23 protein-coding genes and 2 pseudogenes are annotated in these 24,441 nt (G+C 63.5%); 14 read left to right on the top strand and 11 right to left on the bottom strand.

The annotated features are described in order from the left end of the window. The first annotated feature begins 1 nt into the window (after position 1). Genes ACOQFL_RS16235 through ACOQFL_RS16215 form a run of 5 tightly spaced genes read left to right on the top strand, consistent with a single transcriptional unit; the run spans position 2 to position 4,419 of the window. A complete protein-coding gene (locus tag ACOQFL_RS16235) occupies positions 2-316 on the top strand; it encodes a Dabb family protein (protein ID WP_435545020.1) in 315 nt (104 codons plus the stop codon). Then, positions 316-1,758 (top strand): phenylacetate--CoA ligase family protein, encoded by a 1,443-nt coding sequence (locus tag ACOQFL_RS16230; RefSeq protein WP_435545019.1) that lies wholly within the window; start codon positions 316-318, stop codon positions 1,756-1,758. Before ACOQFL_RS16235 ends, ACOQFL_RS16230 begins: the two co-directional genes overlap by 1 nt. Further along, complete coding sequence (locus tag ACOQFL_RS16225) at positions 1,755-2,780, top strand: aminotransferase class IV (protein WP_435545018.1); 1,026 nt, start codon at positions 1,755-1,757, stop codon at positions 2,778-2,780. The genes ACOQFL_RS16230 and ACOQFL_RS16225 overlap by 4 nt, the downstream gene beginning before the upstream one ends. Further along, entirely contained in the window at positions 2,777-3,421 is a 645-nt protein-coding gene (locus ACOQFL_RS16220; protein ID WP_435545017.1) for a hypothetical protein, read from the top strand. The genes ACOQFL_RS16225 and ACOQFL_RS16220 overlap by 4 nt, the downstream gene beginning before the upstream one ends. Then, entirely contained in the window at positions 3,421-4,419 is a 999-nt protein-coding gene (locus ACOQFL_RS16215; protein WP_435545016.1) for an ornithine cyclodeaminase family protein, read from the top strand. The genes ACOQFL_RS16220 and ACOQFL_RS16215 overlap by 1 nt, the downstream gene beginning before the upstream one ends. On the opposite strand, the gene ACOQFL_RS16210 is transcribed toward ACOQFL_RS16215, so the two are convergent. After that, positions 4,420-4,875 carry an Lrp/AsnC family transcriptional regulator gene (locus ACOQFL_RS16210; protein ID WP_435545015.1) on the bottom strand — a complete coding sequence of 152 codons (456 nt, stop codon included), beginning with the start codon at positions 4,873-4,875 and terminating at the stop codon, positions 4,420-4,422. 158 nt (positions 4,876-5,033) lie between these two features. Between ACOQFL_RS16210 and ACOQFL_RS16205 the strand changes: the two genes are divergently transcribed. The 6 genes and pseudogenes from ACOQFL_RS16205 to ACOQFL_RS16180 form a co-directional block, all read left to right on the top strand. Then, positions 5,034-5,978 (top strand): DMT family transporter, encoded by a 945-nt coding sequence (locus tag ACOQFL_RS16205; protein ID WP_435545014.1) that lies wholly within the window; start codon positions 5,034-5,036, stop codon positions 5,976-5,978. Then, positions 5,978-6,394: a DUF2000 domain-containing protein gene (locus tag ACOQFL_RS16200; RefSeq protein WP_435545013.1), complete on the top strand. Its 417-nt coding sequence runs from the start codon at positions 5,978-5,980 to the stop codon at positions 6,392-6,394. The genes ACOQFL_RS16205 and ACOQFL_RS16200 overlap by 1 nt, the downstream gene beginning before the upstream one ends. Before the next feature lie 98 nt (positions 6,395-6,492). Beyond that, the gene (locus tag ACOQFL_RS16195; RefSeq protein ID WP_435545012.1) at positions 6,493-6,627 is read left to right on the top strand and encodes a hypothetical protein; all 135 of its coding nucleotides are present in this window, start codon (positions 6,493-6,495) and stop codon (positions 6,625-6,627) included. A 610-nt stretch (positions 6,628-7,237) separates the two neighbouring features. Beyond that, complete coding sequence (locus ACOQFL_RS16190) at positions 7,238-7,573, top strand: DUF1330 domain-containing protein (protein ID WP_435545011.1); 336 nt, start codon at positions 7,238-7,240, stop codon at positions 7,571-7,573. Between the two features lie 193 nt (positions 7,574-7,766). After that, positions 7,767-9,032 carry a glycine cleavage T C-terminal barrel domain-containing protein gene (locus ACOQFL_RS16185; protein WP_435545010.1) on the top strand — a complete coding sequence of 422 codons (1,266 nt, stop codon included), beginning with the start codon at positions 7,767-7,769 and terminating at the stop codon, positions 9,030-9,032. A gap of 440 nt (positions 9,033-9,472) precedes the next feature. Beyond that, positions 9,473-9,802, top strand: a pseudogene (locus ACOQFL_RS16180) (transposase); the annotation flags it as partial. Positions 9,803-9,829: 27 nt separating this feature from the next. Here ACOQFL_RS16180 and ACOQFL_RS16175 read toward each other — a convergent pair. The 4 genes and pseudogenes from ACOQFL_RS16175 to ACOQFL_RS16160 all read right to left on the bottom strand — a co-directional run bounded on the left by ACOQFL_RS16175 (position 9,830) and on the right by ACOQFL_RS16160 (position 14,365). After that, positions 9,830-11,034, bottom strand: a pseudogene (locus ACOQFL_RS16175) (IS110 family RNA-guided transposase). Between the two features lie 214 nt (positions 11,035-11,248). After that, positions 11,249-12,619: an IS607 family element RNA-guided endonuclease TnpB gene (tnpB, locus tag ACOQFL_RS16170; RefSeq protein ID WP_435545009.1), complete on the bottom strand. Its 1,371-nt coding sequence runs from the start codon at positions 12,617-12,619 to the stop codon at positions 11,249-11,251. Beyond that, on the bottom strand, positions 12,616-13,185 hold the full coding sequence (locus tag ACOQFL_RS16165; RefSeq protein ID WP_435545008.1) for an IS607 family transposase: 570 nt from the start codon (positions 13,183-13,185) through the stop codon (positions 12,616-12,618). Before ACOQFL_RS16165 ends, tnpB begins: the two co-directional genes overlap by 4 nt. A gap of 580 nt (positions 13,186-13,765) precedes the next feature. Beyond that, positions 13,766-14,365, bottom strand: coding sequence for a CGNR zinc finger domain-containing protein (locus ACOQFL_RS16160; protein WP_435545007.1), 600 nt, complete (start codon positions 14,363-14,365; stop codon positions 13,766-13,768). 119 nt (positions 14,366-14,484) lie between these two features. Here ACOQFL_RS16160 and ACOQFL_RS16155 point away from each other — a divergent pair, with 119 nt between their 5' ends. Then, positions 14,485-15,264: an MBL fold metallo-hydrolase gene (locus ACOQFL_RS16155; RefSeq protein ID WP_435545006.1), complete on the top strand. Its 780-nt coding sequence runs from the start codon at positions 14,485-14,487 to the stop codon at positions 15,262-15,264. A gap of 37 nt (positions 15,265-15,301) precedes the next feature. Next, positions 15,302-15,706, top strand: coding sequence for an ester cyclase (locus ACOQFL_RS16150; RefSeq protein WP_435545005.1), 405 nt, complete (start codon positions 15,302-15,304; stop codon positions 15,704-15,706). 183 nt (positions 15,707-15,889) lie between these two features. Here the strand turns inward: ACOQFL_RS16150 and ACOQFL_RS16145 are convergent, their stop codons facing one another. Beyond that, positions 15,890-16,030 carry a hypothetical protein gene (locus ACOQFL_RS16145; RefSeq protein ID WP_435545004.1) on the bottom strand — a complete coding sequence of 47 codons (141 nt, stop codon included), beginning with the start codon at positions 16,028-16,030 and terminating at the stop codon, positions 15,890-15,892. A 277-nt stretch (positions 16,031-16,307) separates the two neighbouring features. On the opposite strand from ACOQFL_RS16145, the gene ACOQFL_RS16140 reads away from it, so the two are divergent. Next, positions 16,308-16,688, top strand: a complete 381-nt coding sequence (locus ACOQFL_RS16140) for a DUF4180 domain-containing protein (protein WP_435545003.1) — start codon at positions 16,308-16,310, stop codon at positions 16,686-16,688. 660 nt (positions 16,689-17,348) lie between these two features. Here ACOQFL_RS16140 and ACOQFL_RS16135 read toward each other — a convergent pair. From ACOQFL_RS16135 to ACOQFL_RS16115, 5 genes are all read right to left on the bottom strand, one after another. After that, positions 17,349-20,957, bottom strand: a complete 3,609-nt coding sequence (locus ACOQFL_RS16135) for a KR domain-containing protein (protein WP_435545002.1) — start codon at positions 20,955-20,957, stop codon at positions 17,349-17,351. Positions 20,958-21,030: 73 nt separating this feature from the next. Further along, the gene (locus ACOQFL_RS16130) at positions 21,031-21,906 is read right to left on the bottom strand and encodes an SDR family NAD(P)-dependent oxidoreductase (protein ID WP_435545001.1); all 876 of its coding nucleotides are present in this window, start codon (positions 21,904-21,906) and stop codon (positions 21,031-21,033) included. Then, positions 21,903-22,904 (bottom strand): acyltransferase domain-containing protein, encoded by a 1,002-nt coding sequence (locus ACOQFL_RS16125; protein ID WP_435545000.1) that lies wholly within the window; start codon positions 22,902-22,904, stop codon positions 21,903-21,905. The genes ACOQFL_RS16130 and ACOQFL_RS16125 overlap by 4 nt, the downstream gene beginning before the upstream one ends. Before the next feature lie 51 nt (positions 22,905-22,955). Then, positions 22,956-24,212, bottom strand: a complete 1,257-nt coding sequence (locus ACOQFL_RS16120) for a beta-ketoacyl synthase N-terminal-like domain-containing protein (RefSeq protein ID WP_435544999.1) — start codon at positions 24,210-24,212, stop codon at positions 22,956-22,958. Further along, the gene (locus ACOQFL_RS16115) at positions 24,199-24,438 is read right to left on the bottom strand and encodes an acyl carrier protein (RefSeq protein ID WP_435544998.1); all 240 of its coding nucleotides are present in this window, start codon (positions 24,436-24,438) and stop codon (positions 24,199-24,201) included. Before ACOQFL_RS16115 ends, ACOQFL_RS16120 begins: the two co-directional genes overlap by 14 nt. Positions 24,439-24,441 lie beyond the last annotated feature (3 nt).

The following is a 24,441-nucleotide window of genomic DNA, read 5'->3' as shown; positions in this document are numbered from 1 at the left end:
CATGACAATCCATCACATAGTGCTGTTTACGCTCAACGCCAACCTCACTCGGGAAGATCCCCGAGTCCTGGCTGCCGCCGAGTTCTCTGAATCACACCGTGAGCACATCCCCGAGATCCTTACGTGGTGGACGGGATTCGATACTAGTTGCCGTCAAATTTCAGCCGATTTTGCTGTCATCGGCACCTTCAGGGACATGAGCGCCGTCGACCGATACTTAGATCACCCCCACCATCGCGAAGGTGTCGCCACTTGGAGCGCCCTCGCTTCCTGGACCGTGATCGACCTGGATGACGATAATAGTCGAGAGGTTTGATGATGTACGAACTCCTTGACCCCGAAATTGAGCGTTTTTCCCGTGAAACCATATCCCGGCATCTGGCTTTCGAACGTGCGGAGTGGAGCGCGGCGAATCTCGCGCTGCACCAAACCACTCAGGTACGTGAGACGCTTTCCCACGTCATGGCGGGCTCACCGTTCTACCAACAGCATCTTTCAGCAGCACTGAAAGAACTGCCGATGGACGAGGTAGATCTCGATTCGCTCGAGATCTTGCCCTTCACTACGAAGGACGACCTTCGCGAGCACGGGATGGACGTGCTGTCGAAGCCAGTTAGCTCAGCCTGGATTTTCTACGAGACGACCGGCACGACTGGGAAGTCGACCCCCTGTCCGCGGGACAACATCGACAGCACGGTTAGCAACACCGCGCTTACCGTGAACTACGCCAGTGTCCTGAGTAGCCATCCGCGCAAGCACGTCATCGCGGTCATGGGGCCAACCGAGCTTCATTCGACGGGGGACGCGTTCGGGGAAGTCTTCCGCAACCTGGGACACAGCGTCGTCAAGATGTGGCCGCACTCTCCAGTGGTCGGTTATCAGCGCGCCCTCGAGGTGATGAGGGAGATCGGAGTGACGGCGCTCGTCTGCACGCCGGGGGTGGCGATGGCACTCGCCAGGGAGGCAACCAGGAGTGGCTTCTCGCCGAGCTCTGACTTCGACGTGGACTTCATCATGGTTGTAGGTGAGCTCGTGACGCCGGCACTGCTTTCAAACATCGGATCGATCTGGTCGGCCACGGTCTATAACTGCATGTACGCCTCCCAGGAGGCAAGCATCATGGCAGCCGTGCGGGGTGACGGTCAGCTCCGGACGGTCCCGCTGAACAACTACTACGAGATCATCGACCCCGACTCCGGAAGCCGGGTTACGGCCGACGAAACTGGTGAGCGCGTCGGTGAACTCGTCGTTACCCATCTTTTCCAGGGCTGCAAACCGCTCGTGCGTTATCGCACCGGTGACATGGTGCGTCTGCGCCCTCCGAATAAAGACGCTCCTTATCCCTCGGAGATTATGACGCCCCTCGGGCGGGTGCGGGATGTTACGACGATCGGGAGCACGGCGTTTTCCGCCTACGAGCTGGAGCAAGCGGTACTCGAGGGCGTCGCCGGGTGCTACGGCTATCAGATCGTCATCGACCGCGACGGGGAAAGCGGGCAGGACCGCGTCCGTGTCGTCTTCGAATTCTTCGACGAGCGCGCCGCCGATGCCTTCGACGTCGCGGCCTGCGTGACCCGTATCGGGAAAGCCCTCGGCACCACGCCGTCGGTCGAGGTCGGCACGATCGGAACGATCGCCACGGCGGGAGCCATGGTGAGTTGGAAGGCTTCCCGTGTGCACGACAAGCGCGTCGCTGACGACCTCGAGCGACGTGCAGCCCTCGCCATCGCCGCGCAGCGGGACGGTGCCCGGTCATGACGACGTCCGAGCAGGCTAGCGCCCCCACAATGATCACAGGCCCCGCGTCGCCCACCCCGGTCTGCTGGGTCAACGGTTCGTGGACCTCGATGTCCGAGTACGGACTGACGGTCGCAACCCAGGGACTCCATTACGGCACCGGAGTGTTCGAGGGTATTCGCGCCTACTGGAGCGAGCAGGACACGTGCGCCTATATCGCTCGGCTCCCGGAACACGTCGCCAGACTCCTCGAGAGCTGCCGCCTCGTGCGCATCGATCTGGGGCTTACCGCTTCGGAGATCCAGGACGTCATCATGGAACTCGTCGAGCGCAATGCCTTTTCGGGCGATCTCTACATTCGCCCGGTGGCCTTCAAGTCCAGGCTTGGCCCCGGCACACCGTTCGGAGTCGGGCTGAACGGAGTCGAGGACCTCTTCGCGGTATACGCGACCCCGATGCCAAGGCGGGAGCGGCTCGCCACCCTCCGATGCGGCGTCTCCTCCTGGCGTCGAACACCGAGCGACTGCGTCCCCGCCCGCGCGAAGATCACAGGCTCCTACGTCAACGTCGCCCTTGCCGTGGACGAGGCCCGTGCGGCAGGCCTCGACGACGCGATCCTGCTCAACACGGGCGGGACGGTATCCGAGGCCAGCACAACCAACGTCTTTGCGGTATCGCGGGGTGTCCTGGTGACGCCCTCCCTGGACAGCGACATCCTGGCGGGACAAACACGGGCCTGTGTCCTCGAGATCGCCGGCGATCTGGGCATGACGACGACCGAGCGCCCCCTGACCGTCTCCGAGCTCTACACCGCAGACGAGGTCTTCCTCACCGGTACGGGCCACGAAGTCGTGGCTGTCGGGGAGATCAACGGTCGACCGATCGGTGACGGAAGTCCGGGGCCCACGACCGCAGAAATCTTCGACACGTATCGCTCCGCCGTCCTCCGAGAGGTCGCCGGACACCACCACGACTGGACGACGAAAGTCCTGTTGCCTGAGTCGCCCCAGCCGTCCGTCGCGCCGTCCGAAGGAGTCGCATGATGCCTACTCTCCCCGCACCGGTGCTCGATATCGCACTGCCCCATCCACGCCGTGACTCGTCGCGGGGGATCGCGACGCTCGGGCCCACGGGTACGAGCAGCGAACAGGCTGCGCGTTATTTGAGACAGTATCTCAGCTTCAGCTGGCAGGACCGCCGTGCTCGTGCTCCCCTACCCATCGATCTCTACCCCAAGTATGAGGACGCGGCCGAGGCTGTTCTGGGCGGTCGCAGCGCGCTGCTTCTGGTGGCGAACGCCTATCACGCGGCGTCGACCTTCTACATGGCTCCGGAACTGGCCTTTGCTGGTGCCTACTGCTTTGACACGCCGCACTACGGCATCGCATCGCGGTCCGGAACTCTTCCGCAGGGCGAGATATCCGTCGCGAGCCATCCCGCGCCGACCCCACTCATCGACCAGCTCCTCGACGGTACCGAGTCGTCCGCCGGCCAGGTCGTGCGTGTCGATTCGACGAGTGCCGCCGCTCAGGCCGTGGCCGCGGGCGAGATCGACGTGGCCCTCACGACGGCGCCGGCCGCGGAGCTACACGGACTGACTTTCGTGACACGTACCCGCACCATCCGGATGCTGTGGTCGGTCTTCACCGCCGCATCCGACTTCTCGGGAAAGGAACTTTCGTGATGCAGGTGATCTCTCGCCCCGAGGTCGAGCGACTTCTTCCGATGTCAAAGGCCATCGATCTCGTACGGGACACCTTCGGACGCACCGGCACAACCGAAATCGTGCAGCCGGTCCGGACGATCGTCCGGGCCCCGGACGCACCAGCACTGCTGGGAAGCATGCCGGCGCGCGTCAGCGACGGCACCACCGGACATTTCGGACTGAAGACGATAGTCGTCAACCCGGACAACGCCCGACACGGCCTGGATACGCACCTCGGTGTCGTCGTCGCCTTCGACCCGGCCACGGGTGCTCCCTCCGCGGTGATCGAGGCCGGCTCACTCACCGCGATCCGCACAGCGGCCGCCTCCGCCGTCGCCACGCAAGCCCTGGCTCCGAGCCGGTCCGGAACCGTCGCCATCGTGGGGACGGGAGCCCAGGCACGGCTTCATCTCGAGGCTCTCGCTGCGACCCGTGAGATCCATACGGCGAAGATCTGGGGACGTGCCCCGGAGAAGGCCCATGCCCTCGCCGCTTGGGCTGCCGAGCGCTTTGAGTTCCCGGCGCACGCGTGCCAGACCCTCGCGGACGCGACACGCGACGCCGACATCGTCTGCACGGTCACCAGCTCGCGCACTCCGCTGCTGTCCAGGACGGACCTCGCGCCGGGAGCACACGTCAATGCCGTCGGAGCGTGCCTCTCCGACGCTCGTGAGCTTGCCGCCGACCTCGTGGGCGCGGCGCGCATCATCGTGGACCAACGGGATGCCGCATGGGTCGAGGCCGGCGATCTCCTGCTTGCCGCCAGCGAACTCGGTACTCCCATCGATGATCCCGTCGAACTGGGTGAGGTACTGCGCGGCGAAGCCGGAGTCCGGACATCGGAACAGGAAATTACCGTGTTCGAGTCACTCGGATTCGCCGCACTCGACGTCGCCGTGGCCCACTGGATCGGCATGCGAGCCGAGCAAGACGGCGCAGGGGTTCAGGTCGCGATGGACCCGTCCCCCCACCAGTGACTACTCCAGTGCGTCCACGACGCGAGTGCGATCGTGCCTGAAGATCACCGAGGTCCGGACGTCAACGATCTCCCGGCGCTGTGTGAGTCGGTCGAGGATGAAGTCACTGAGATGGTCGTTGTCCCGGACCCCGATGTGGATGAGGAAGTCGTCGGTTCCCGAGGTCACGTAGACCTCGATGGTCTCCTCGAGCTCGAGGACGAACGAGTGGAACGACTCGATAACGGCCCTGTCCGGCGGATGTAGCCGCACCGCGACCATGGCCTGGACCGACCGATTGAGCTTTTTGAGGTCCACCTGGGCGTGCACTCCCGCGACCACACCGCGCCGGATCAGCCCGCGGGTGCGCTCCAAACAGGTCGACTCCGCTACGTGCAACATGCTCGCCAGCTCCCGGTTCGAGCGATGAGCGTCCTGTTGCAACAGCCGCAGCAGGGCCGAATCAATTTCGTCCAAGACTCCCCCTCATCGGCGGCATCGCAGTTCCTGTGGATTTTTCGACACAACGCCGAAGGAATCTCCACACAGGTCGATTTTATCACTAAGAAGATCGTAATGTTTGCCTCGTGAGCACAATTACTGCGGACACTCAACCTGATCGAAGTGGAGGCGGGATGCCGTCCGCGGCGCCGCCGCGCTGGCTCGCGATCTCCGCCGTCCTCGCGGCCGCCCTGACCTGGAGCAGCTCTTTCGCGGTCACGAAGGTGGCACTGGCTGAGGTGCCGCCCCTGACGATCGGCGCCCTGCGGTTCGTGGGAGCTGCCGTGATTCTCGGGATCATCGTGCACCTGCGTCGGGACCGATCGCTCCCAACACGGCGCCAGAAGCTCGGGATCGCAGGGGCAGGTCTGCTCGGGATCACCGCGTACTTCGCACTCGAAAACATCGGAGTCGATCTCGCCTCGGCGTCCGACGCGGCGCTCATCGTCGCCTCATACCCCGTGATCACCTTGGCCCTGGAACTGCTGGGAAGGAAAGCGAGCTTCTCCCTCGTACGTATGTCCGGGATGGTGCTCGCGATCGTCGGTGTATGGATGGTGGTGACCAACGGACCGGGCACTTCGTCGAACAACGAGCATCATTTGATCGGCGATCTGTTCCTGCTCGCCGGCGGCATCGCCTGGGCCGCGTACAACATCGTCGCCCAGCGTGACAAGTCCGGTTCTTCTCCGATCGTCATCACCTACTACCAGACCCTGGCGGGTGCGGCGGGCTTCATCCTGCTCTCGCTCTTCGAGGCCGGACAGTGGTCGATGCCCTCCGGAGGCTCGATCCTGCGAATCACCTTCCTGGCGGTATTCTGCTCTGTCGCGGCCTTCCTCGCCTACAACTTCGGCCTCAAGACACTCAGCCCCAGCATGGCGGTCAACCTGCTCAATATCGTCCCCGTGGCAGGACTGGTGTGGGCAGTCGTCCTGGCCGGGGAAACGCTGACCCTAATGCAGGTCGTCGGCGGCGCCGTGGTGATCCTGGGCGTCACCCTCGGACTGGCGCGAAAACGTAGCGAACGGGCCGAAGCCGAAGACACAGAACACACCGCGATCGAAGGACAACGCTGATGTCGGACACGCCGAAGAAGTGCGCCATCGTGGTCGCCGAGCATCTACCGAACGGCCTCGCGGTAAACGCCGCGAGTGTCCTGTCCGTGACACTCGGCGCCAAAGTGGACGATCTGGTCGGAAATGACGTCAAGGATGCCGACGGCGTCACCCATCCCGGGGTCATCTACACCCCACTGCCGGTACTGACTCATTCAGCAGACGGAGTCTCGCAGATACTCACCACCGCCTCCGATGACGAGGAGCTGTTCTTCGCGACCTTCAGCGCCCTGGCTCAAAGCTGCAAGACCTACGACGAGTACATCGAGCGGATGAGTGCGGTTCCCACCTCCGATGTCGAGGTCGTTGGCATCGCCCTGTTCGGCCCCAAGAGGAAGGTCAACAAGCTCGTCGGCTCCCTACCTCTGCTCCGATGACAAAGGGCATGGAGCACTGAGCGCACGACCGCCGATCCGGCTGCGCGACCGTGGACGGAAGCTGCCGGAATACGGCTGAAACCGGGATTACGGGGTGTGTGCGGCGCGGTCCCCTCACCCACCCGGCCGGTGTCGGCGCACTGTTCTCACTGCTGGTGCCCGTGGTCAGCATGAACACGAGTTGGCTCGTCCTCGAGGAGCAGGACGCCGTCATCGAGCCAGCATCCTGCTGAGCGGGCATCAGCCTACCTACTCATTCAGCCAGGACAGGCCCTCTCCGTCCACCACACGGGGAAAGATCATGCTCGGACGAAACAGCACCGCCCGGATACGCACCGCGCTCCGATGGTTGCAACACCTCTACAAGCAGATGCACGAGCTCGAAGAACGCCGCCTCCTACTCAACTGCCCTTGGGAAGAAGACTTCCTGCACTGGAGCCACGACGGGAGAACCTGGCACCTCCACGGTCACCTCGTCCCACCGAAGAGGGGACGCTACCGCAGCACAACCCACAACGGCTGGTGTCCCGTTCAAGGGGCTGGAGAAGAACCGGGCGGAATTAAGCGGTAGCATTCATCGCTGCTGTTCACAGCGTCGGAGGTGAGCACTTGATCGGCGCTCAAAACTGAGCATTCCAACCCGCTTACCCAACGGCAACTTTCGAGTCTTCTCGATTCTTTTCCATTCTTCTCCAGACCCCACCTACAGCCAGTCCGCACAGGCGGGCGTCCGACTCATCCGCAACCTCACCGTCAAGCAGAGACGAAGGTCACCTTCGCGACTGCTCACTGACATCCAAACGGCCGAATCGAAGTTGGAAAGTTTAGAGGATCATGGATGACATGACCACAGCATCCTCCTCCGAATCCGCCCGCCCCTACTACCTGATCTTTGACGCTGATATCCACGACAGTGCCCGCTACGAGACCTATGCGCAACAAGTGCAACCTTTGATCGAGAGCGCGGGTGGCCGCTTTCTCGTTCAGGGTGGCGCTTCCCATGTCTACGAGGGCGACTGGGACCCGCCGCGGATCGCTGTGCTGGAGTTCCCCTCGAAGCAAGCCTGGGATTCTTTCTACTTCAGTGAAGCCTACGAGGCTGTCAAGACAATTCGCCATGAGGCCAGCACTGGACGCTTGGTCGGAGTCGAGGGAGTGACACAATCAGTCGATCCCTGAGAAAGAGTCCGTCAAGGCAATCATAAAAGGTACTTCTCGGTGTCGGGGACGTGCGCACGGGCTTTCTGAATCATGCCGTGTTACATCCAGGAATGCGCCACCTCCGATTCGCTTGCTCGCAGCGAGCATCGCTGCCACCGCCACGTACGTCGATGAACCGGCACCGAGTCAGGTAACCACGGGAGAAGACAGCGTGACGAACGAGTCCGACAAAGGGACGGATCCAAACTTCTCATCGGTCGATCAGTCGGACCGAACGGTCCCCGTCAACCTGCGTCAAACTGGTCGAGCGGACATCAAGCTCCTGATATCGACTCGCGCTCGAAAGTCGCCGTATTGGCACCTGGCGGTTGAGGCAGGATGCTGGCGCGCAGAGTTGTACAACCGTACGTACCTGCCCAGGGGGTACACCCCTGAGGGGGACGGCGGCTCCGCAGCCGAGTACGAGGCATTGACCCACCGAGTGACACTGTGGGACATCGCGGCCGCGCGGCAGATTCGGGTGCAAGGACGCGAGGCGACCGAGTTTGTCGATTACGTCGTGACAAGGGACGTCACGCGACTAGCGCCCATGCGGGCGGCGTACGTATTACTTTGCGATTCCAGTGGTCGGATGATCAACGATCCGCTGTTGTTGAAGATCTCCCCCGATGAGTACTGGTTCAGCATTTCCGACTCGGACCTGGCACTGTGGTTGAAGGGGGTGAATGTCGGCAAAGAGTTCGATGTCCAGATCCAGGAGATCGACGTGTCGCCTGTCCAGATCCAGGGAGCGGAGGCGAACAGGTTGATGGCCGACCTCATCGGTGACATAGCCTCTGAGATGCCCGCGTTCGGGCTGTCAGAGGCCGAGATCGCCGGACTTCCGGTACTCGTTTCGCGAACTGGATTCTCCGGTGAAGCCGGTTATGAAGTCTACCTAAAGAATTCGAGCACTCACGCAGAGCAAATGTGGGATACGATTCTTCGAGCAGGAGAGAAGTACGGACTAGCGGTAACCGGTCCTATCCAGCCCCACCGGATCTCGTCGGGGATACTCGCGTGGGGTCAAGACGTTGACAACGAGATGGTCCCTTTTCAAGTTGGGTTGGGTGGCCACGTTCCCCGTGACAAGGCGTCAGACTACATCGGGCGGGACGCCCTCGAACGGATGCGGACCGAAATTGCTTCCGGAAACCATCCATACAAGCTCACGATGGTTGGGTTAAGGATGGATGGGGACCCGATCGCGGAGGACTACCTATCTGACTTCTGGTTGGTGGCTCCTTCCCCGGACTCGGAGCCGGTGGGCTTTGTGACTTCCGCTTCATATGCCCCGAAACTTCAAACAAACGTTGCCCTGGCTCGCCTGCCAGTCGAACTCGCGGTTCCGGGGACACAGGTGTACGTGTTCGATCCGACCATTGAGTCGACGAGCAGGAGCACCCCAGCCGTGGTCTCGGATTTTCCGATCGAGTGAAGCATCCCATGTTTTATGCACCCACTGCTCTGCTCCCCAGGGCCCGTGGAATCGCGTTTCTGGGTTTCGGGAACGGTTTGCGCTGTGATGTCGAGTCAAGGTAAAGAAGCTTCGCCGCTGCCTTGTCCTTGTCGTATCAGGGTGGTGTAGCTGAGAGCGGCCTGGTCCGTGAGGTTGTCGGGGAGTGCCTACAACGTACCCGGGAACGAGATCGCTGGGACACAGTCGGGCTCCTCATCAGCCGAGCGAATCATAGTGAACACGGGAACCGTCCGGTCGTATTTCTCGACTTCGGGGACAGATGCATCGACCGTTGAACGGGTCGGGTGCGACGGAGCCACCATAGTGCTCCGAGTCCTGGGAAACCGGTCGCGTGGGGAAGTTGCGCCGTTTAGAGCTCCTAACACGTTGGTGATGCCGGGCTGGGATGATCTTGGGTGATGGCTGCACCGTGGGTGGTCTCGGATGAGGTGTGGGAGCGGGTCGAGCCGTTGTTGCCGGTGCGTCCGGCGAGTCGGACGGGTCCGAAGCCGTTGCCGGATCGGCAGGTGGTGCAGCCCATCCTGTTCGTGCTGATCACCGGCATCAGGTGGGAAGACCTGCCGCAGGAGCTGGGGTTCGGATCGGGGATGACGTGCTGGCGGCGCCTGCGGGACTGGCAGGCGGCAGGGGGTGTCGAGCGGCTCCATGAGGTGTTGCTGGCCGAGCTCAACGCCGCTGGACAGATCGACTGGTCCCGGGCGTGTGTGGATGCTTCCCACCTTCGCGCGAAAAGGGGGGTGCCTCTATGGGTTGGGTCAAGGGGTGGCGGGTGGTGGGTGTTGGTAGAGGGTGCCGTTTTTGAGCATGGCGTAGAGGACGTCGCAGCGGCGCCGTGCTAGGCAGAGCAGGGCTTGGTTGTGGCGTTTGCCTTGGGCGGTCTTTTTGGCGTAGTAGGCCCGTGAGGGTGGGTGGTGCAGCGAGGCGAACGCGGCCAGGAAGAAGGCCCGTTTGAGCTGCTTGTTTCCGCGTCGGGCGGGGTGCTCACCGCGGATGGAGGAGCCTGAACTGCGGGTGGCCGGGGCGAGTCCGGCGTAGGCGGCCAAGTGGGCGGCACTGGGGAACTGGCTGGCGTCGCCGACGTCGATGAGGATGCGGGAGGCGGTCGGCGTCACCAATGCCGGGCATCGACGTCAGGACCGTGGAAAGAGGGTGGGCCTCCAGCAGGGCCTCGATCTCAGTTTCCAGGGTGTATCGCTGGTCCAGCGTCGTGCGCAGGCTGGCTGCGAGGTTGGGAATGATTAGCCCGGCGGCGTCGGTGCCGGTTACGACGACGGTCTGCTCGCTTAGAGCGGTGAGGATGTCGTCGGTGAGTCGGTCGGCCATGCGTGGGGCGTGTGGACGGAGGAATTCGATCAGGCCGTCACGGCCGAGGTGAAGCAGTGCTGCGGGAGTACTGTGCTGGGCCAGCAGATTTACCACCGCCGGGTGGTCCAGGCGCGGCCCCAGGACACGTTCCAGGTGGGGATGGATCTGGGTGAGCAGTCCGCGTAGCCGGTTGCGTACGCGGGTGGCCTCGGCGGCGAGGTCATCGTCGTGGCCACACAGCATGGACAGGGCGGCCACGGTCTCGTCATCGGGGGCCAGGTCCCGCAGCGTATGGGGCATGGTGCGGGCCGCGTCGGCGATCACGGCGGCATCGCGGGCGTGGAGTTTTGGCTTCCCCGGGATACAGGTCGGCGATACGCCGCATGGTCAGCCCGGGCAGGTAGGCCACGCGGCAGCCAGCATCGCGGGCGACCGCCAACGGCAGCGCCCCGATCGAGGCGGGCTGGTCGACCACCACCAGCACGGTGCCGTGCTTGGCCTGCAGCTTGTCGACGATCGCCCGCAGCTTCGGCTCGCTGTTCGGCAGGGTTTTGTTCAGAACGGTCTTGCCGGACGGTGTCAGCGCGCGGGCGTGATGCTCGCCCTTACCGACATCCAGCCCCAGGAAGGCGCCGATCTCGTCTGGTTCGGCCACGGATACTCCTGTGCCATGCGAAAGGTCCCGGCCTTGCCGACGGCACCGTCCAAGCCAGCATCCACATTACGCAGAACCTATCCGTCCTGATCAGAGCGGTGTTCGTGCCTCTATCAGCGGTCATGCGGTGCCTTCGAGCCCGGTGACACCACCCCCCCGGATCATGAACAACAGGGGGGAACAGTCCTGCCGGGCCCAAAGGCCGGGAGCCCGTTCAGGAAACGTGTAAAAACGTTTCTGAGCTGTCGCCTTGCGGCGCAGCGTTGACCCCGGTTCCGACCGGGGTCTTCCCGTGGCGATACCCGCCGCCACCAGAGGTGGTCTTACGTGGGTTTCCAGCGGGCGTGTTTTCCGTCCCGACGCAACTCGCCGTGGACGCCAGGCCTGCGAGGTTGCGGGCCGCATTGAGGTCACGATCAGCGGTGTGCCCGCAGTGATCGCAGGTGAATGTCCGCTCGGACAGGCGCAGTTTGGCTTTCACCGCGCCACAGTCGTGGCAGGTCTTCGAGCTGGGATACCACCGGTCGGCCACCACCAGGTCGCGACCGTTCCACGTGGTTTTGTAGTCGAGCTGGCGACGCAGCTCAGCCATGCCGACATCGGAGACCGCGCGGGCGAGCTTCCTGTTACGCACCATCCCGGACACGTTGAGGTCTTCGACCACGATGGTGTCGAACTCACGCACCAGCCGGGTGGAGAGCTTGTGCAGCCCGTCGCGGCGCGCGTTGGTGATCTGCGTGTGCAGCCGCGCGATGCGGGCCTGGGTTGTGCGCCACCGGTTCGACGGTTTCCGCTTGGTGCGCTTGTCCGGGCCGGTGCGACGGGAGGCGCGGCGCTGCAACCGGCGTAGTGCGCGCTGCGCTACGTCGAGGTGCTTGGGGTTGGCGATGGTTTCCCCGGTGGACAGCACCGCGAGTTCTTTCACTCCGAGGTCGACACCCACGGTTCCGCCGCGTGTGGCGGGTGCGGGCTCGGTCTTGGTGATCTCCACCGAGAACGACACGTGCCACCGGCCGCGCTGAAACGACACGGTGGCCGACCGGATACGGGCGGTGCCGCGTTCGACGTGGCGGGCGAGTTTGCGGGTGGACTCGTGGGTACGCACCGTGCCGATGCGGGGCAATTGCACATGCCGCCGGTCGGAACCGGACAGGCCGAACCGGCCGGTGGAGATGCGGTAGGACCAGCGGGCTCGTTTCGATTTGAACCGGGGGAACCCGACCCTGCGACCGGCGCGTTTTCCGGTGCGGGACTTGTGCCAGTTGTCCAGCGCGGTCGCGAGGTTCGCCAGCCCGGAGGCGTACGCCTCTTTCGAGTTCTCGCTCCACCACGGAGCTACCTCGCGTTTGGCCGTGTTCCAGGCTTTGCGCAGGCTGTAGGCCGACCAGTTCACCGCCGGGGTGAGGTCTGCTTCGGCGATGCCGTAGCTGCGTTCGGCGCTGCGCTGCTCCAGCACGGCTTTCACTCGGGCCAGGCCCCAGTTGTAGGCGAATCGCTGGGCACCGCAGTGCGATCGCAGGTTGTCGTCCTGAGCGGGAGTGGGGTCGAGCGCGAACTGGTACGCCTGCAACACGGTGGTGCTCATCGCGGCGGCACCTCCGCCGCTCGCATGGCGGCTTTCGCGCGCTTGGCCGCCGACCGGCGACCGTACAGCCGGGCGCACATCGAGGTGAGCACCTCGGTCACGTCGCGCACCAGGTCGTCTTCCACTTCAGAAGTGTCGAGCACGATAACCCGGCGGGATTGGGCAGCCAATGCGGCTTCGAGGTGTTCGACGCCGAACCGGGCAAGACGGTCACGGTGCTCGACCGCGATGCAGGACGCAGAGCTGTCGGACAGCAGTTTCCGTAGTTTCGGGCGGTTGCCATTCAGCCCGGAGCCGATCTCGGTGACGGTGGAATCGAGGATGATGCCGCGTCGGGCGCATTCCTGGGCAACACGGCCAGCTTGCCGGTCCAGGTCGTCGCGTTGGTCCGCGCTGGACACCCGGCAGTACGCCACCGTCCGCCCGGATTCCACTGCGGGTGGTTCAACGAGGATCGTGCCGGTATCGAGCTGACGGGCGGGCGCGGGCAGCGTGCCCGCGTGAAACCAGTTCAGCGCGGTGCGATAGGAAACACCCTGCTCCCGCGCCCACTCCTTCAGCTTCATGCATACAGTTTAACACAGAACAACGCGTATTTCACCAGAGGAGCGAACAGCTAACCACCCCTTGCGGGACCACCCAAAAGGTAATGGGGGCTGGCCAGCAACAGCGGACTCGACGAGCTCATCGTTCGTTTCCTGCTCGGCCTGCGGTCACGAGCTGAGCGTTGTCAGCGCGAGCAGGCCGGCGACGACCAGCAGTGCTGCGCCATAGCCCGCGACGAGGGTCTCGTCCGCAGGGAAGCGACGTGGCCTGCGGAAACTGTTGCTACAACCCCCGCGACCACGGTCGACAGCTCAACGGAACCGACCGGCACATGCTCGGTCGAACCGCTAATGCTCGACAGGCTCGGCGGCCAACCGCACGAAGATCGCGCAGATCATCTCCCGCCACTACGCGAACGCGGCCCGCTCCCCCACCTCAGCCGTGCTGAGCTGGACATATCAGCCAGGATCGACGGCAGCGGAGAGCCTGGAGTATCGCGTCACCGCGAGCACGTGTCCAGGAGCACACACGAGCTGCCGCGCATCGGCGATCTCCCGACCGGCAGGGCACCCGACCGCACCCCCCAGCGGCGCGGTCGGATCACTCAGCATCTTCCCCGGTGCGCCGGGCGTAGGCCCGCGCGGCACGAGCGCGGTCCCCGCAGCGCGTCGAGCACCACTGGCGACGACCGTGACGCAGCAGGAACCGGGTGCACGGCGTCGAGCCGCAGGCCGTCAGCCGCTCGGCGGCCTCCGAGGTGAGCAGGTCCGCGGCATCGGCGGCGAGCTTTGCCAGTGCGTGGTCGACGATCCGCGTCGTCGGGTGCGGAGCGGCCCGATAGGGGCCGTTCTTGTCGTCCCACTGCAGCAGCGGCGCGGTGGGAACCCGCGTCAGCGCGTCGTTGATCGCCGACAGGGCGGCAGGAATGGCAGGCAGCGCCGAGACGCGTGAAGCGAACAGCGCTCTGACCTGCTCGCGGAGCGAACGCAGCTGCGATGCGCACATCTCCTGCATCCCCGTTTCGATCGGGGCCAGATCCCGTTCGGTCAACCATTGGTTCGTCGCGTCCGGCGTACCCAGGAAATCGACGAACTGCCCGCCGGGAAGTGCGATCACGCTGTTGGCCAGCGCGAGCGAGAGGTACTCGTCCTCCCCCGGCGCGTGCGGCAGGTCCGGCTCAACGATCGCGAACTCCTCCATGACCTCATGATACCGCTCCAGCGATCCATGAGCCTCATGGTTGAACTTGCATTAATCCATGACACATGACTACCGTGGTTCTCACGTTTCCAACGAACATATCCGTGAGAGGTAGTCGCATGTCCACTTCCACGACCGCGCGGTTCCCCGTCCGCACCTTCGGCGGTCCCACTGCCCTGTTCGATTACGGCGGCCTGCGGTTCCTGACCGACCCGACCTTCGACGGTCCCGGTGAATACGAGTCCGCGGGCCCGGTCCTGACCAAGACGAGCTCCCCGCAGGGCTCCCCGGCCGAACTGGGGCACGTCGACGTGGTGCTGCTCTCCCACGACGAGCACGCCGACAACCTCGACAACTCCGGCCGCGCCCTGCTCACCGACGTCTCGCTGACGCTCACCACACCGGGCGGCGGCGAGCGCCTCGGCGACAAGGCCAGGGGAATGGCCGATTGGGAGACCGTAGAGCTCGATCGGCCCGACGGCGGCAAGGTCACCGTCACGGCCGTTCCCGCCATCCACGGGCCCGCTTCCCGCGAGGAGGTCGAGCCGTTCGCAGGCCAGGTCGTCGGCTTCGTGCTCACCGGCGAAGGGCTCCCGACCACGTACGTCAGCGGCGACAACGCCTCGCTCGACCTGGTCCGCGAGATCGCCGGCCGCTGCGCCCCGATCGACACCGCCATCCTGTTCGCCGGGGCACCGCGCTTCGCCATGCTCTTCGACGGCGAACCGGTGGTCCTCGACAGCGCCGGGGCCGCCGAGGCCAGCCGGATCCTCGACCCCCGTCGCGTCGTCCCGGTTCACTTCGAGGGTTGGACGCACTTCACCGAAGGCCGCGAGGACCTGCGGAAGGCATTCACCGCGGCAGGCCTGGCCGACCGCCTCGACTGGGGCAGCAACTGACCCGCTCGGCCACCCGTCCCACCTACGAGGGATCGACATGACAGCCGCGCGAAACACCGAGCTGGTTCACCGCTTCTACGAGGCACTGGAAAACGGCGACCACGCGACAGTGACCGCCATGATCCACGACGACTTCGTGTTCTACAGCCAGATCGACACGTCTCGACCGGGCGCCGAGGGTTTCCTCGCCGCCGAGAGGAAGAACGTCGAGGCATTCGCCAGGATCAGCATGGAGGTCGAGCGCACGGTGGCCGACGAGGACCAAGTCGGTGCCTACGTCATCGTCGAGGGCGGCCAGATCGGCGAGTTCAACGGCACCGCCCCGTCAGGTGCTCACACGCGGTTCTCGATGTTCAACCTGTTCACGTTCCGGGAGGGAAAGACCATCGAAAAGCGCGCGCACTACAACACGCTGGACATCATCAACCAGCTCAAGGGCTGATCAGCGTTATCGTGCTCGGGGCCGGGAACCGAGTTCCCTGCCCCGAGCAGTGCTGGCCGTTCGGACCGCGAACGATAATCCGCTCCGGACGAGCTCCGCCGTCTTCCCGGCCGTCACCGGCTGTTCAGCCCCGTTCGAAGGCAACCGACCGACCGGCCTGGGGCACCGACGCGAGCTGATCGCTCAGGGCTCGCTCGGTGCACTCCAGTCAGTCAGCCGCGCCGGCACCCGCTCGGCCAGCTGTTTGATCTCCGGGGTCGACGGCTCGTCCAACCACCGCTCACCCCGGTACTCCAGCACCCGCTTCCGATACGAGCCGTACACCCGCGCGCCTCCCCGGCAGATGGCGCTGGAAAGCGGCGTTCACTGCCCTGTTCACCGCCACCGGAGGCTCATCCCCAGCACGCTGCCCACCACCTATCCGGACCGGAAGGGCCTGACCGCGAACACCACAGCAGACCAAGGTGGACCCGAGCCGGCAGAACAAGCACGCTCGATCCCGGACAACACGATCAATCCAAAATGATCAACCCACCCGGCGGGGGCGAATCCAGGCTAGGATGAGAACGTCAAGCACGCTGACACGACTTGGAGGCTGACAGTGGTGGACTCACTACAGCAACGGCACGGAGTACAGGTGCTCATGTGCGATCCGGCCGGCCAGAAGGTGGTCACCACGGAGGATGTGCTGGATCTCATCGGCTGGGTGTTCCTTGGCGCTGAGCTCGTCGCCGTGCCCGCGGAACGCTTGGACGAGCAGTTCTTCACGCTCAACACCAACTTCGCGGGAGAGGTCATGCAGAAGTTCGCCAACTATCGGCTTCGTCTGGCCGTCATCGGCGACATCTCCCGCCACTTGGAGGCCAGTTCCGCACTGCGCGCCCTGGTACACGAGTCCAACGCGGGAAGCCAAGTCTGGTTCCTCCCCGACATCGAGGCCCTCGACGCACGTCTGAGCACCACGTCCGCACGAACGCCGTGACCGACGAGCTGATACCCGCGTCCGCGAGAACTGCGCACATCTACCTCGATCGCGCTACTGCCCTGAATGCGTGGTGGGGACAGAGCGGGTGATGGCTACGGTGGGCGGCGGATCACCGGCGTGCCAGTCGACGGGCATCCTGCCGTGATCCGGGTGCGAGCTTCGCAGTACCGGCCCACGTCGGTCGATCCATTCCGGAATTTCCTGCTCCGGTGCCGTGAGGAAGATCCGGCCGTGCCGGTGCCGCAGTCGTTGGAGGAGCTCACCGAGCTCGGCTGCGCCGGAAGCCGGAACCTGTTGTGTCGCCACATCACGCGGGAACAGGTCGAATCCCCGAGACGGCCGCGTTGAGCACTCTCATCAGTGACTTCGCGGCCCTGCTCATGCCCCCGCGGCACCGACGCGCGTCCGAGCCGCTGGATCACCGACACCGGCAGGCTTCACCCCACCCTCCTCCGCCACCGCGTCCTGCTCGGCTAACACGCCCCACCATCACCACCGAGAGTGAGCCAGAACCGTTAGAGCGACCTACCCCAGGCAGAACCGCGACGCTCCCCGAGTGGCCGACGCGACGGCACAGCTCAACTGTGCCGCAGTAGCACGGTCAAACGCGGCTGTGGTCAGCCGTGCCAGCGGAGAGCCCCAAGCCGCACCTGTGACTCATCGAGAAGTGGTGTGCAGCAGACGGTTGAGTTTCTGATCGAGACTGGGGGTCAGTGGAGAGTAGACGTGCTTGCCGAGGTGTCTGTGTTCGACCACATGGCGAAAATCTTGCCCGAAGGTCGGAGCAGCCGCCCGGAACACATCCGCTTCTTTCTCGCCCAGAGTCTGCAGCACGGGAATATCGATGGGCCGGCTCTTCTCGAATATTCCGGCGCTTTCATGGATAGGAGAACGCCACCCCGACATCGCGATGAAGAACCCTACGTCGTCCAGCCCCACATCATGTCCCAGAGCTTGGCTGTGAAGGGCAGCGGATACGACCGCAGCACCTTCGCAGAACCCGGCAACACCGGCAAACGGCCCGTACTCTTCCGCGATCGACTTGATGTACGAGAGGACCGAACTCAAGGACGCCTCAGGAGTAGCGTCCACACCGAGCGGAATACTATAGTAGTCACTCCACAGCTCGGGGAATCCGGCTTTCCACTCTCGATAACTCGCCGCGAAATCGTACAAACCCTCCTCGACCAGGGAGTTCAACCCCAACATTTCGAGTTGTTCTGCGTCGGAAAACGCAGGAATCACATAGGGCGCGTCGGGGATGACGAACTCGACATCATCACGCCTGGTCCAACCAGCCCTTTTCAGCATAGACCGAGAAAGGTGCCCGTTGGTTCCTCGCCCCGGCAGAAACAGCACCCTGTGCCGTTGCGGCACAAATACGCTTATCGGGCCGAACTGCTTGTTCCGAACGCGCCGTTCCACAGGAAGCGAAGGATCTCTTCGATGAAGCAGCGATATCGTCGGAGCCATCACGCTCCAGAGGTCCATTTTTTCGGATACCGAGTATCCCATCATCTCGGCGTACGCCTGCCACTCCGCTTCGCGCTCTTTCTGGAAGCGATCGAAGGGACACAACGAAAGGGTCCGCGACGCGACGTTGTCCTTCGCTCGATCAACGATTTCCCACAACTCCACGAGCAACCGTTCAGCGGGCGATCTCCCCGAGGCATCGGAAGCGATTTTGCCGAGCGATCCCGCCAATTCGGAAGGATTGTCCCGAAAATGAAGGTAGGCTTCAGCGAAGGCCTGCACGAAGAAAGTGTAACTCGAACAAAGGATGGACCCCGCCCGGCGAGGCACTTGATCACGATCATTATGGGTGAGCAGATTGGGATCTCCGTTGATCCACAGTCCCTCGACCCTGGTGCCTTCGCCGAAGATGTTCAGCAGGCCTGACCTATCGGTGTGCGAGCCCAGGCACTTGACCAGCACATCGGCCTTCACCTCCCGCCCGCCCTGGGTGACGACCGAGTGGGCCGACACAGAAGCGATCTCGTCCTCCAGCACGGTCAGCTTCCCGAGCGCCTGCGCCAGGAAATAGATGTCGGAGGCGGGCGGAACCGTCGACTGGTCCAGGACATAGCTTCCGTCCTCCTCCTGGGAGATCGTGGGAAGCGACTCTATTTCTATTCCGCAGAGCGAGTAGAAGGGGCGCATAATCTCAACGACATCGTTCATCATTAAAGCGCCCTGGCCCGAGTTGGCCATCCAGCCACAGAGACTGGATACGACCAAATTTCGTCGCCGGCAAATAATCGTAACGTGCCGCGCACCCTTCTCCAGGGCCTTCCGCATATTCTCCAGCGCGAAAGCACCATGTCCGGCGATCACCACCGATGCTTCGGTGAACTTCTCCGGGTTCGTATCATCGGCAACCCCCAGGCCGACATGGCCGGCAAAAAGGTGCTCGTCACGAAACCGATACTCCCTCGGCTCGTGGAGCCCTCCCGTAAAAGCGGCTACGCCCGAAACCCGAATGGACTTGGTTTTGCCCTCCTGAACATACACGGCCTCGTACTCATTCTCGTGAACTTTCCTCACCGAAACCACTTCACAATTGAAATGGATCGACCCCTTCAGTTCGGTCGCCACAGCGGCTGTATGCTGCAGAACCTCGTCCCGCCCCGGAAATACGGACGACCACCGATGATCACCCCGCGTCGCGGGAAACACACTGTCGAAACTGTACGGGGGAGACTCGATTTGCAGTTTGGAATGCGCGTTGGCAAGTGAGCTCCACACGCCGCCGACACGATCGCTTCGCTCCAGGATTATCGCCGCGGCGCCCAGACTTTCCAGTCTTCGAGCGAATCCGATCCCACCGACTCCCGCCCCGATAACCAGTACCGGCAGATGCGGACAACCAGAATTTTGCGAAGCAGACCTCTCCCCGTCCGGTCGAGCCTGCACCGGCTCCGATACGTGCGGTTTTCCAATGATTTCCCGATTATCCGGGCGAATGGAATACCGGGCGTCGCCCATTTCATGCTCCACCCTCCGAGGCCCGACTGGTCGTCGGGTTGTGAAGCGTGAAACGAACGGATTCCGCAGCGGCAGCGTGTTCCAGTCAATGCGGGAAACACAGACTGTTCCCCGTTCGAGCCCGGCGAGCAGCCGGCTCAACGCCATGATGCCGAGCTTGTTGTCGATCGCTCCGAAGCTCGGAACAGCACCGGTCCACGAGCCCCACTGAATCGAGAGCACCGGTTCACCCCGCCGCGACCACGACGTCGCCAGCGCATCCAACGTCACATCCGCGGCGGTACCGCCTGCCCGGCCAACGGCTCCAAAAGCCGCAGCGGCCGAGGAGAACAACACCAGGAAGTCCAGTGGAGCAAAGACGTCCCGAACATTCCTCGCGCCACCGACCTTCTCCTCATATGCCTGCTTCAACTTCGATACCGACTGATTCACCAGGGCACCATCGGCCGGGTCACCCGCGGTATGGATCACACCGGCCACCGCAGGCATGTTGGCCTGCACCATCGCGTCCTGAGCCCGGCGAACACTATACGGATCGCTCACATCACACGCGAACAACTCGACTCGGGCGGATCGACGCAGCTCCACGACTTTCGGCGGCACGGCGGATTCCGCACGAAGCGACCGGAAAAACAGCGCCAGATGCCGCGCCCCTCGATCCACCAGGAACTCTGCCGCGACCGAACCCGATTCACCCGAACCGGCGCTGACTACATACGTCATGTCCTGGCGAGCGACGAACTCCTCGCTACCGAGGACGTGCCGTTGCAACCTCGGCACTTCGAGTACGCCGGTTTCGGTGAACCGATACTCCTCCTCCACGCCCGCAGTCCGACTCAAGGTCAACGCTCGCGCGAGCTGCGCCCTCGATGCCTCGATGCAGTGCACCGCCAGACCGGGCTGCTCCAACCGGGCGGTCCGCGCAAGCCCCCACACACCCGCCTCGTCGACAGCCCCCGGCACCGGCAGAAAGACAAGTCTGCTCGGAGTCGGCATCACGCCCTCCGAGCAGGCTTGCAGAACACGAAGCGCCAGCAACACACCGGATTCTCCCCCGTCGCCGCGCACCGCAACACAACCCCATGCCCGTTCGGTGAGCACATCACCCAGTGACTCCGCATCGGAGACTTCGCGGGCGACCCACCCCTCCGCCGGATCGACATCGACGTCCGAGCTGGTCAGCAGCAGATGCGAACCGGACAGCGAAACCCCCGAGGGCCCCTCGGCCTCAACCCACCCCGTCGAATAGAAGCAGTCAGTATCAGGTGCCTGCTCGATCATATCAGCACTCCCGTATTGGAATCGATTTCGCGACTCGCCCAATGCCACCCATAGCGCGTCGAAACCTTGCGTTCTATTTTTGAGACCGATCACCGGAAGCTTCGCGCAGGCCGAGATCCCGGAAACTTCTGGTAGCGAGATAAACCGAAAAAGAGGGCGAAACCCTGAAGAGCCACCAGAACAATTTCCAGAAGGCGGGAACCACGACGATCCCCTTGTTCTTGGCGACCGCCCCGAGTGCTTTCTTTGCGAATTCCTCCGCCGAGATCGGTTTCTGTCTCTCCCACATCTCCCGGGTCATCTCGCTGGTCACCCCCTCGATACGGCGACCGTATCTGCCGCCGTCGATGAGCGGGGTCCGGACAACCCCCGGGCACAGCACGCTCACACGCACTCCGAGTTGAGCCGCCTCAGCGCGGAGGTTGTGCGAGAGCCCGACTACGGCGTGTTTGGTGGTGACATACGACGTTGTTCCCACGCTCGGGACGAGGCCCGCCATGGAGGCGGTGTTCACTATATGGCCGAAGCCCTGATCGATCATCAGATTGTAGGTGGACTGAACGCCGTTGACGACGCCACCGAGGTTGACGTCGATGATTCGCCGCCAGTCCTCGAGGCGGTAATGCCTGGCGCCCGCACCCATGCCGTGGCTGATTCCGGCGTTGTTGAACAGATAGTCCAGACGTCCGGTCCGCGCGACCGTGTCGTTGACGAGCTGCTCGAACGCCGTGTGATCAGTGACGTCCAGCCGAACGGCGGTCGCTTTCCCACCAACCGCCCGAAGGGCGGCTGCCGTTGTTTCGGCCTCCTCCAGTTGCAGGTCGGCCAGAACGACTTCGCACCCTTGAGCCGTGAGGTTCTCGGCGAGCGCACGGCCGATTCCCGACGCGGCGCCCGTGACGATAGCGGTGGCGTCCCGGTACGTTCTGATAGCGGTCGGTGTCGTCATAACCGGGAGTTCTCCCTAGGTTCCGAAGTGTTGTCGGCCAGCAGCGGGGCCGCCTGTACCTGAAAATCGCGCAACGATTTTAGATCCTGCCCGAAACGATTAATGGTACTTATTTGTGCAGAACCGCAGCCCGAAGGAAGGATGTACTTCACGAAGGTCGCCAGTGTGCCGCTGGGACCCAGATCGATAAATGTGGCGTCACCGGCGGCCGTCATGTTTGTGATGCTCTGCGCGAACTCCACCGGACTGCGCATGGCAGCCCAGACGCTGTCGGGTGTCACGGCCGCGACCCGTTCGGCGGATGCGGATGACACGATCGGGAGCTGCGGCGGGTCGAAGCTCACGCCGGAGAGGACGTCACGGACTCGATGCTCGACAGGATCGATGAGATCGGTGTGCACTCCGTAGTTGACCGGTAACCGCTGGCATGTTATTCCCTCAACGTCCAGAGTGTCCCTGAGGCGCTGTATCGCCTCGATCCGACCGCTAACCACGAAATTGTTGTCGAAATTGCGGCCAGTCACCCTGCAGTCGGCGAACAGTCCGGGACGACTGCGCACGATTTCCGGAGAGGCGACGATCGCCAGCATGCCGGACAGCGGAGTCCGCTCCGCCAGTATCCGCGCGAACTCCACGGCGAACGAGATCCCCCGTTCCAAGGAGAACACGCCCGCGACCACGGCCGCGGTGATCTCCCCCAGACTGTAACCGAGCAGGATGTCGGGTCTGTATCCCATTTCCTGGACGACCCGGGTGAGGCTGTACTCCACGCACAGCAGGGCCGCGCTGGATTCGGCCAGCGAATCGAACGGATCGCCCTTCGTGCGAGCTGGGTCGAACATCGTATCCAGCACGGTATCGCCGAGAATGGGCGCGGCGATGTCATCGCAGTAATCCAGCCACAGCCGATATCGCGGGTGCTGCTCGTACAATTCTCGGGTCATGTGAAAGTATTGGGAACCCTGCCCCGAATACATGAACACGGTAGGCTTCGTCACCGGCGACACCTTCCCAGAAATGTCCGTCATTGGTCTGTGGTGTCCTCGCTGTCAATACTTTTCGAAGCAGATCGCCGAGTTCATCCCGCCGAACCCCATGTTGAGACTCACGGCCGTCCGAAACGAGTGGCTTTCCGGCTTCTCGCGAACCCAGGGGAAAGCATCTTCCAGCGGATCGTCCAGGTTCCGGGTGGGATGCAGTTTCTGCTCCTTCATCTGTAGCAGTGTGGTCACTATCTCCACCGTGCCCGCAGCGGTCAGGCCGTGCCCGGTGATCGACTTGGTCGCGTTGATCCGCGCACCGGTCAGACCGCACCGCCGGAGTGCCTGCAGTTCGGTCGCATCGCCGGTGGGCGATCCAGTGCCGTGCGGATTGACGTAATCGACAGCCGAGGCCGTCAGTCCGGCTTCCCGCAGTGCTGCCTCGACGACGGCGACCTCCCCCTCCACCGATGGATGAGGATTACGCGTGCCGTCCATCACCGTACCGCCGCCGCGGAAATACGCGTAGGGTTCCGTCTGCCTAGACCGACCATCGTGCTCGATCACAACCGCGGCGCACGCCTCGCCGAAAATGAAACCGTCGTGGCTGCGGTCGAAGGGGCGGCAGGCCGAGTCCGGGGCATCGGCCCAGCGGTGGGAGCCCATGGCACCCATCGCCTGGAACGCCAGGCACTCCCAGTATGAGAGATCCATGAGCGCACCCAACGCGATGCACACATCGACTTGCCCGGACTGCACTGCTCGGACGCCCTGGAGTACCGCGAGCAGGCCGCTGGCCGAGGCCCCGCCCAGCGTGTGGGCGAATCCACGGATCGAGAACTGCTCGGTGCAGAATCCGCACAGATCCGAGTCCATGAATCCCAGAGCGTAGGACGGGCGAAGGAACTCGGGGCGATCCGCATGACGGGCGTACAGCAGCGCCAGCTCCCGCTGCTGGACATTGGAGCCGCCGAGCACCAAGCCGATGCGGGCCGGATCGACATCGTTCAGGCCCGCCTCACACCATGCCTCGTCGAGAGTCGCCAGCGCTGCCTTGGAGGACAGCGATGCCGTCCGCACGCTGCGGGCAGCGATGTTTTTCGGCATGGCCAGGTCACCGATCTCGGCGCCCAGGAAGTCGCCGGTTACGCTATCGGTGCCGGTGGAACCGGACGGCATCCGTCGTCCTGGGCGCTGCATGACACCGAACGCGTGGCGGCCCTCGAAAAGCGCTTCGGTGAAATCGTCCTTGCCCTGCCCCACAGCACTGGTGACACCCAGACCGGTCACGACAACATCACGAGTTTCCGGATCAGAATTTGTCATGTATACGATCTGCCAGCTCTCCCATGTTATTAGCATCAGCGAATTCGACCAGCGGGACAGTGATCGAGATCTTCTCCAGGGTCATCATGATAATCTCGGCCCGGTCCATGGAATTCGCCCCCAGATCACGCAAAGAATCGGTGATCTCGAAATGGTGGTTGTCGAGTTCGGGGAGCACCTCGCGAGTGTGCTCGACGATCAGGTCGAAGACATGCTGTTTCGACATGCG

The sequence above is a fragment of the Actinopolyspora sabaoui genome, assembly GCF_051225635.1.
In the GTDB taxonomy this organism is placed as follows: domain Bacteria; phylum Actinomycetota; class Actinomycetes; order Mycobacteriales; family Pseudonocardiaceae; genus Actinopolyspora.
This window is presented reverse-complemented; position numbering and strand designations above follow the sequence as displayed.

What these genes read in the sequence shown, in the direction of transcription:
- ACOQFL_RS16200 (WP_435545013.1), top strand. Translation starts at nt 5,978, where the DNA reads ATGTCGGACACGCCGAAGAAGTGCGCCATCGTGGTCGCCGAGCATCTA.
- tnpB (WP_435545009.1), bottom strand. Translation starts at nt 12,619, where the DNA reads ATGAGCACCACCGTGTTGCAGGCGTACCAGTTCGCGCTCGACCCCACT.
- ACOQFL_RS16205 (WP_435545014.1), top strand. Translation starts at nt 5,034, where the DNA reads ATGCCGTCCGCGGCGCCGCCGCGCTGGCTCGCGATCTCCGCCGTCCTC.
- ACOQFL_RS16225 (WP_435545018.1), top strand. Translation starts at nt 1,755, where the DNA reads ATGACGACGTCCGAGCAGGCTAGCGCCCCCACAATGATCACAGGCCCC.
- ACOQFL_RS16190 (WP_435545011.1), top strand. Translation starts at nt 7,238, where the DNA reads ATGACCACAGCATCCTCCTCCGAATCCGCCCGCCCCTACTACCTGATC.
- ACOQFL_RS16130 (WP_435545001.1), bottom strand. Translation starts at nt 21,906, where the DNA reads ATGACGACACCGACCGCTATCAGAACGTACCGGGACGCCACCGCTATC.
- ACOQFL_RS16235 (WP_435545020.1), top strand. Translation starts at nt 2, where the DNA reads ATGACAATCCATCACATAGTGCTGTTTACGCTCAACGCCAACCTCACT.
- ACOQFL_RS16165 (WP_435545008.1), bottom strand. Translation starts at nt 13,185, where the DNA reads ATGAAGCTGAAGGAGTGGGCGCGGGAGCAGGGTGTTTCCTATCGCACC.
- ACOQFL_RS16150 (WP_435545005.1), top strand. Translation starts at nt 15,302, where the DNA reads ATGACAGCCGCGCGAAACACCGAGCTGGTTCACCGCTTCTACGAGGCA.
- ACOQFL_RS16230 (WP_435545019.1), top strand. Translation starts at nt 316, where the DNA reads ATGATGTACGAACTCCTTGACCCCGAAATTGAGCGTTTTTCCCGTGAA.
- ACOQFL_RS16160 (WP_435545007.1), bottom strand. Translation starts at nt 14,365, where the DNA reads ATGGAGGAGTTCGCGATCGTTGAGCCGGACCTGCCGCACGCGCCGGGG.
- ACOQFL_RS16135 (WP_435545002.1), bottom strand. Translation starts at nt 20,957, where the DNA reads ATGATCGAGCAGGCACCTGATACTGACTGCTTCTATTCGACGGGGTGG.
- ACOQFL_RS16220 (WP_435545017.1), top strand. Translation starts at nt 2,777, where the DNA reads ATGATGCCTACTCTCCCCGCACCGGTGCTCGATATCGCACTGCCCCAT.
- ACOQFL_RS16215 (WP_435545016.1), top strand. Translation starts at nt 3,421, where the DNA reads ATGCAGGTGATCTCTCGCCCCGAGGTCGAGCGACTTCTTCCGATGTCA.
- ACOQFL_RS16155 (WP_435545006.1), top strand. Translation starts at nt 14,485, where the DNA reads ATGTCCACTTCCACGACCGCGCGGTTCCCCGTCCGCACCTTCGGCGGT.
- ACOQFL_RS16120 (WP_435544999.1), bottom strand. Translation starts at nt 24,212, where the DNA reads ATGACAAATTCTGATCCGGAAACTCGTGATGTTGTCGTGACCGGTCTG.
- ACOQFL_RS16115 (WP_435544998.1), bottom strand. Translation starts at nt 24,438, where the DNA reads ATGTCGAAACAGCATGTCTTCGACCTGATCGTCGAGCACACTCGCGAG.